This is a genomic window from Mesorhizobium sp. B2-4-3, from assembly GCF_006442815.1.
GTDB lineage: Bacteria > Pseudomonadota > Alphaproteobacteria > Rhizobiales > Rhizobiaceae > Mesorhizobium.
This window is the reverse complement of record NZ_VFVL01000040.1, coordinates 40,035-47,251: the sequence shown is the minus strand read 5'-3', so window position 1 is coordinate 47,251 and position 7,217 is coordinate 40,035. Positions and strand designations below refer to the sequence as shown.

The 7,217-nt window shown below is 65.6% G+C and carries 6 protein-coding genes; 4 read left to right on the top strand and 2 right to left on the bottom strand.

All coding sequences use genetic code 11. The features are described 5' to 3' along the window. Positions 1-108 precede the first annotated feature (108 nt). Both FJ956_RS27350 and holA read right to left on the bottom strand, forming a co-directional pair. Positions 109-396 (bottom strand): GIY-YIG nuclease family protein, encoded by a 288-nt coding sequence (locus FJ956_RS27350; RefSeq protein ID WP_140683195.1) that lies wholly within the window; start codon positions 394-396, stop codon positions 109-111. A 215-nt stretch (positions 397-611) separates the two neighbouring features. Continuing rightward, positions 612-1,655: a DNA polymerase III subunit delta gene (gene holA, locus FJ956_RS27345; protein WP_140683192.1), complete on the bottom strand. Its 1,044-nt coding sequence runs from the start codon at positions 1,653-1,655 to the stop codon at positions 612-614. A gap of 325 nt (positions 1,656-1,980) precedes the next feature. Between holA and FJ956_RS27340 the strand changes: the two genes are divergently transcribed. The 4 genes from FJ956_RS27340 (at position 1,981) to lpdA (ending at position 7,206) form a co-directional block, all read left to right on the top strand. Continuing rightward, positions 1,981-3,213 carry a 3-methyl-2-oxobutanoate dehydrogenase (2-methylpropanoyl-transferring) subunit alpha gene (locus FJ956_RS27340; protein ID WP_140683189.1) on the top strand — a complete coding sequence of 411 codons (1,233 nt, stop codon included), beginning with the start codon at positions 1,981-1,983 and terminating at the stop codon, positions 3,211-3,213. Positions 3,214-3,215: 2 nt separating this feature from the next. Continuing rightward, on the top strand, positions 3,216-4,229 hold the full coding sequence (locus tag FJ956_RS27335; RefSeq protein WP_140683186.1) for an alpha-ketoacid dehydrogenase subunit beta: 1,014 nt from the start codon (positions 3,216-3,218) through the stop codon (positions 4,227-4,229). Positions 4,230-4,243: 14 nt separating this feature from the next. After that, positions 4,244-5,557 carry a dihydrolipoamide acetyltransferase family protein gene (locus tag FJ956_RS27330; RefSeq protein ID WP_140683183.1) on the top strand — a complete coding sequence of 438 codons (1,314 nt, stop codon included), beginning with the start codon at positions 4,244-4,246 and terminating at the stop codon, positions 5,555-5,557. A 236-nt stretch (positions 5,558-5,793) separates the two neighbouring features. Beyond that, positions 5,794-7,206, top strand: a complete 1,413-nt coding sequence (gene lpdA / locus FJ956_RS27325; protein WP_140683180.1) for a dihydrolipoyl dehydrogenase — start codon at positions 5,794-5,796, stop codon at positions 7,204-7,206. Positions 7,207-7,217: the final 11 nt, after the last annotated feature.

Sequence of the window (7,217 nt, the reverse complement as noted above, 5' to 3'; positions counted from 1 at the left end):
CGTTTGCTTTACAGCTGCAAAGACTTAGGACGGGCCGCCGCTCAGACCACGGTCATAACGTCTAGAATCCATGCCGTGACGCCTGAGCGCCGTCACGGTGCAGAACGCTCACCAGCCAATTCCGCGAAAGAGCTCGAACCACTCCGGATTGCTCTTCTCGATCAGTTCAATCTTCCATTGCCGTGGCCACCGCTTCAATGACGTCTCACGCTGGATGGCATCGGCGATGTCGAAATATTCCTCGTACCAGACCAGACGCTGCACGCCGTAACGGCTGGTGAAGCTGGAGCCTTGGCCAGTCTTGTGCTCGGGGATTCGACGCGCGAGGTCGTTGGTGACACCGATATAGATCGTGCCGCCTTTCTGGCTTGCGGTCATGTAGACAAAGCCTGTCATGTTGCGATCTTAGCTAACGGCTATTCTGGACCGCAGCAGTCTACGGCCAATGTCACGGCATGGATTCTAGGGTCTGCGCGCGTCGCTTCGCTCCTTGCTCCGCCCTAGAATGACGAAGGATACGCCGGCGGCGGGACAACGCTCCTTTGGCCACCGGCCATCTCCCTACAAGGAGGGAGATCGGCTGTCGCCCGGCCGTCGCCAATCGCCGGCGTTTACCTTTGCCCCAGCCTCGCGCTCTCAATGGCGATGCCGAGCAGCGCCTGCCTTGCCAGCGCTTCCGACAGGTCCGGGCGCTTGCGGGTCTGCAGCACCGCCGTCTGCAGCCGGCCGAGGGCGCGACCGAGCGCCTCGACAGTCCAGCGCTCCAGCGCCTTTTCCACCAGCTTGCGGCGCGAGAAGAAGACCGGGGGGCGGGCGCCGGCGACGACCGAGGCGGCGTTGCGGCCGCCGGTCTCCATCTGGCCGCGCATCACCTGGATCGCCTGCAGTTGGCGCATCGCCGAGGACAGCACCAGGAACGGATGGCCGCCCGACTGGCAGTGACGGTTGAAGGCGATGTCGAAATCGCCGACCTTGCCGTCCAGCATGGCGTCGACCGCGGCATCGAAAGACGCGCCGGAGACATCGCCCGACATCGCGTTGACGTCGTCGATGCCGATCTCCTTCTGGCCATGGGCATAGAGCACCAGTTTCTCGATCTCGCCGCGCGAGGCGAGGCGATCGCCGCCAAGATTGCGGCGCAGCGCCTGTCGGGCGTCGAGCGTCATCGACATGCCGGCCTTGCGCAGCTCGTCGTCGATCACCGTATCGAGGTCGCGGGCCTCGTCGGCATAGCAGGGCAGAGCGATGGCGTTGCCGGCGGCCTCGACGATGGCCCTGAGGCCGGTGCCTTTCTTCAGGTCGCCTGCCTCGATGAGGATGATGGCGTCGCGCGCGGGTTCTGCGGTCAGCGCCTTGATGTCGTCGGCCAGCGCTTTCTGGCCGCTGGCATTGCGCACCCAAAGCAGCCGCCGGTCGGAAAACATCGGCACGGTGCGGGCTTCGTCGAGCAGCCGGCCGTCGTCGCGGTCGACTTCCGCGCCGTCCAGCCTGACCACCGAGAACGGATCGTCGAGCGGCAGGCCGGTTTTCGCGGCAAAGGCTTTCGCACGCTCGGCGACGAGGCCGCGGTCGGGGCCGTAAAGCAGCACGATTCCCATGGAGGGATCGGGCTTCGCCAGCCACGAATCGACCTCATATCCTTTCTTCTGTGCCATGCGGGTGGGTTAGCATGGCGAGGGGTCGGGGAACCAGCGTCTCTTCCTTCTCCCGCAAGGGGAGAAGGGGAAGCCGCGCCCGGCCTCGCCCTCCCAGTTGCATTATCTGGCGGCAATCGCCCCATAAACTTCCGCCAAATTGCGCGCAGCGCGAAAACATCGACAAGAAATTTCGCCGCCATATCTGCATCTTGGCGCCTGCGTGTCGCATTGCTCAACCGAGCTGATGGCGGGGGACGGCCGTGCCCAGACCCGGCGAATTGGCACTGGTCTGGCGGCGCGGATGTGCAAAGATCGCGCCGGCAACATTGGAGGATGTGAGCTCATGGCCGATGCTGGAATGTTGCGCTTTCATGTGCCCGAGCCCGAGGTTCGGCCCGGCGGCACGCCCGACTTCTCGAATGTGACCATTCCCAAGGCGGGCTCGGTGCCGCGTCCGGAGATCGACGTCGATCCGCGCACCATCCGCGACATGGCCTTTTCCATCATCCGGGTGCTCAACCGCGCCGGCGAGGCGGTCGGGCCATGGGCGGGGCTGCTCACCGATGAGGAGCTTCTGGAAGGCCTGCGCCACATGGTGACGCTGAGAACCTTCGATGCGCGCATGCAGATGGCGCAGCGCCAGGGCAAGACCTCCTTCTACATGCAGCATCTGGGCGAGGAGGCGGTGAGCTGCGCTTTCCGCAAGGCGCTGGCGCCCGGCGACATGAATTTCCCGACCTATCGGCAAGCCGGCCTTTTGATCGCCGACGGCTATCCGATGGTCACCATGATGAACCAGATCTATTCCAACGAGGCCGATCCGCTGAAGGGCCGGCAGCTGCCGATCATGTATTCCTCGAAGGAGCACGGCTTCTTCTCGATCTCCGGCAATCTGGCGACGCAATATATCCAGGCGGTCGGCTGGGCGATGGCCTCGGCGATCTCCAACGATTCGCGCATCGCCGCCGCCTGGATCGGCGACGGCTCGACGGCGGAGTCCGATTTCCATTCCGCGCTGGTCTTCGCCTCGACCTACAAGGCGCCGGTCATCCTCAACGTCGTCAACAACCAGTGGGCGATCTCGACCTTCCAGGGCATCGCGCGCGGCGGCTCCGGCACGTTTGCGGCGCGCGGCCTCGGCTTCGGCATTCCGGCGTTGCGCGTCGACGGCAATGACTATCTCGCGGTGCACGCCGTGGCCAAATGGGCAGCGGAGCGGGCGCGCGCCAATCTCGGGCCGACGCTGGTCGAATATGTCACCTACCGCACCGGCGCGCATTCGAGCTCGGACGATCCGTCGGCCTACCGGCCGAAGGCCGAGTCCGACGCCTGGCCGCTCGGCGATCCGGTCATCCGGCTGAAGAACCATCTCATCCACAGGCAAGTCTGGTCGGAGGATCGTCACACCCAGGCCGAAGCCGAGATCCTCGAAACGGTGATCGCCGCGCAGAAGGAGGCCGAGGGCCACGGCACGCTGCATGCCGGCGGCAAGCCGTCGACCCGCGACATGTTCGAAGGGCTCTACGAAGAGATGCCGCCGCATCTGAGGCGCCAGCGCCAGCAGGCGGGAGTCTGACCATGCCCAGGAAGACCATGATCGAGGCGATCCGCGACGGGCTCGACGTCTCGATGGGACGCGACAACAAAGTTATCGTCTATGGCGAGGATGTCGGATTCTTCGGCGGCGTCTTCCGCGCCACGCAGGGCCTGCAGGCGAAGTATGGCCGCAGCCGCTGCTTCGACGCGCCGATCAACGAATCCGGCATCGTCGGCTCGGCCATCGGCATGGCCGCCTACGGTTTGAAGCCCTGTGTCGAGATTCAGTTTGCCGACTACATGTATCCGGCCTACGACCAGCTGACGCAGGAGGCGGCGCGGCTGCGCTACCGCTCGAACGGCGATTTCACCTGCCCGATCGTGGTGCGCATGCCGACCGGCGGCGGCATTTTTGGCGGCCAGACGCACAGCCAGAGCCCGGAAGCGCTGTTCACCCATGTCTCCGGCCTGAAGACGGTGGTGCCGTCCAATCCGCATGACGCCAAGGGTCTGCTGATCGCCGCGATAGAGGATCCGGATCCGGTGATCTTCCTTGAGCCGAAGCGGCTCTACAACGGTCCGTTCGACGGCCATCACGACCGTCCGGTGACGCCATGGTCGAAACATGAGCTCGGCGAAGTCGCCGACGGCCATTACACGATCCCGCTCGGCAAGGCGGCTATACGCAGGCAAGGCTCGGCGGTCACGGTGCTTGCTTATGGCACCATGGTCTATGTCGCGCAGGCGGCGGCCGCCGAGACCGGCATCGACGCCGAGGTGATCGATCTGAGAACGCTTTTGCCGCTCGACCTCGACACGATCGTCGCCTCGGTGAAGAAGACCGGCCGCTGCGTCGTCGTGCACGAGGCGACGCTCACCTCCGGTTTCGGCGCCGAGCTGGTCTCGCTGGTGCAGGAAAACTGCTTCTACCATCTGGAAGCGCCGGTGGCGCGGGTCGCCGGCTGGGACACGCCCTATCCGCACGCGCAGGAATGGGATTATTTCCCCGGCCCGGCGCGGGTCGGGCGCGCGCTTATCGAGACATTGGACGCTTAGAGCGGGAGGCCTGGTTGGGCGAACACATCATCAAGCTGCCCGATGTCGGCGAAGGCGTCGCCGAGGCCGAGCTCGTCGAATGGCACGTCAAGGTCGGCGACCTTGTGCGCGAGGACACGGTCCTCGCGGCCGTCATGACCGACAAGGCGACCGTCGAGATCCCGTCGCCGGTCGACGGCGAGATTCTCTGGCTCGGCGCCGAGATCGGCGACACGGTGGCGATCGGCTCGCCGATCGTGCGGCTGAAGGTGGCCGGCGAAGGCAATGTGAAGGCCGCCGACGCGGCTACGGCCGAGGTGAAAGCGTCGGCTGCGCCAGTCGAGGCGAAATCGGCGCCGGCGCCGGCCGCTCCAAAGGCAGCGCCAAAGCCAGCTGAGGCACCGAAAGCCACAACCGCGCCGAAGGCCACGCGCCCTGCCGCCGTTTCCGGGGCACCGCGCGCGGAAGGCGAAAAGCCGCTGGCCTCGCCGGCCGTCCGCCTGCGCGCGAAAGAAGCCGGCATCGATCTGCGCCAGGTCGCGGGCAGCGGTCCGGCCGGGCGCATCAGCCATGAGGACATCGATGCGTTCGTCGCGCGCGGCCCGCAACTGGCCCGCGCGACCGGGCTTGCCCGGAAGGACGGCGTCGAGGACATCAAGGTCGTGGGGCTGCGGCGCAAGATCGCCGAAAAGATGTCGCTCGCCAAATCGCGCATTCCGCACATCACCTATGTCGAGGAGATCGACGTCACCGCATTGGAAGAATTGCGCGCGACGCTGAACAAGGAGAAGCGCGGGGCCAAGGGGACGGAAAGGCCCAAGCTGACGCTGCTGCCCTTCCTGATGCGGGCGATTGTCAAGGCGATCGCCGAGCAGCCCAACCTCAACGCGCTCTTCGACGACGATGCCGGCATCATCCACCAGCATGAAGGCATCCATATCGGCATCGCCGCGCAGACGCCCAACGGCCTTGTCGTGCCGGTCGTGAAACATGCCGAGGCGCGCGACCTGTGGGATAGTGCTGCGGAAGTCAACCGGCTGGCCGAGGCGGCGAAGTCCGGCACGGCGAGCCGCGATGAGCTTTCCGGCTCGACCATCACCATCACCTCGCTCGGCGCCATGGGCGGCGTCGCGACCACGCCGGTCATCAACTATCCGGAAGTGGCGATCGTCGGCGTCAACAAGATCATGGTGCGGCCGGTATGGGACGGCACGCAGTTCATCCCGCGCAAGATGATGAACCTATCGTCCAGCTTCGACCATCGCATCATCGACGGCTGGGATGCGGCGGTGTTCGTGCAGCGGATCAAGGCGCTGCTCGAGACGCCGGCGCTGATCTTCGTGGATTGATGGGGCGGGACGATCGAGATGTCGGCGGGACAGCGCCCCCCTCTGCCTTGCCAGGCATCTCCCCCACAAGGGGGGAGATTGGACGTCACGCGGGCTTTCGCCAATCACCAGCGCCGCGGGAATGAGCGAGGCGCCAAAGCTGCCAATCTCCCCCCTCGTGGGGGAGATGTCCGGCAGGACAGAGGGGGGCGCGAAGGATCTCGACGGAACGTTCCCTTGGATCGAAGGGCCACAACATGAAAGAAATCTCCTGCAAGCTGCTGGTCATCGGCGCCGGTCCGGGCGGCTATGTCTGCGCCATCCGCGCCGGCCAGCTCGGCGTCGACACGGTCATCGTCGAGGCAGGCAAGCCGGGCGGCACCTGCCTCAATGTCGGCTGCATCCCTTCCAAGGCGCTGATCCATGCAGCGGAGGAGTTCGAGAAGGTCGCGCACATGGCCGGCGGCAAGGATCCGCTGGGCATCAAGGTCGCCGCGCCGACGCTGGAGCTCGCAAAAACCATCGCCTGGAAAGACGGGATCATTAGCCGGCTGAATAGCGGTGTTGCCGGATTGCTCAAGAAGGCCAAGGTCAAGACCGTGCAGGGCTGGGCGACGTTCCGCGACGGCAAGACGGTCGAGGTCGAGACCGAGACCGGCACGCAGGTGATCCGCGCCGAAACGGTGGTGATCGCCACCGGCTCGGCGCCGGTCGAGCTGCCGTTCCTGCCTTTCGGCGGGCCGGTCATCTCGTCCACCGAGGCGCTGGCGCTGAGCGACGTGCCGAAGAAGCTCGCGGTGGTCGGCGGCGGCTATATCGGGCTCGAGCTCGGCATGGCTTTCGCCAAGATGGGCGCCAAGGTCGCGATAGTCGAAGCGCTGCCGCGCGTGTTGGCGCAATATGACGCCGAGCTGACCCGGCCGGTGCTGAAGCGGCTTGGCGAGCTCGGCGTCGAGGTGATGACGGGAGCAAAGGCGAAGGGATTGTCGACCCAGGGACAGGCGGGCAAGGGCGACGCGCTGCTGGTCGAGACATCCGACGGCAAGAACGCCAAACTCGCCGCCGACAAGATCCTGGTCACGGTCGGGCGCAAGCCGCTGACCGAAGGCTGGGGGCTGGAGCAGATCGACCTCGACATGGCGGGAAAATTCATCCGCATCGACGACCAGTGCCGAACCTCGATGCGCGGCATTTTTGCGATCGGCGACGTCACCGGCGAGCCGATGCTGGCGCACCGCGCCATGGCGCAAGGCGAGATGGTGGCCGAGATCGTCGCCGGTCACAAAAGAAGCTGGGACAAGCGCGCCATCCCGGCGATCTGCTTCACCGATCCGGAGCTGGTCACCGCTGGTCTCACGCCCGAGGAGGCGAAGGCGCTCGCCGGCGAGATCAAGATCGGCCAGTTTCCCTTCGCTGCAAACGGCCGCGCCATGACTAAGCAGGGCGAGGATGGCTTTGTCCGGGTGGTCGCCCGTGCCGACAATCATCTGGTGCTCGGCATCCAGGCGGTCGGGCAAGGTGTATCGGAGCTGTCGGCGGCCTTTGGTCTCTCGCTCGAGATGGGGGCGCGGCTGGAGGATATCGCAGGAACGATCCATGCGCATCCGACGCAGGGCGAAGGTTTCCAGGAAGCAGCGCTGAAGGCGCTGGGCCACGCGCTGCATGTTTGATTTGCGACAGG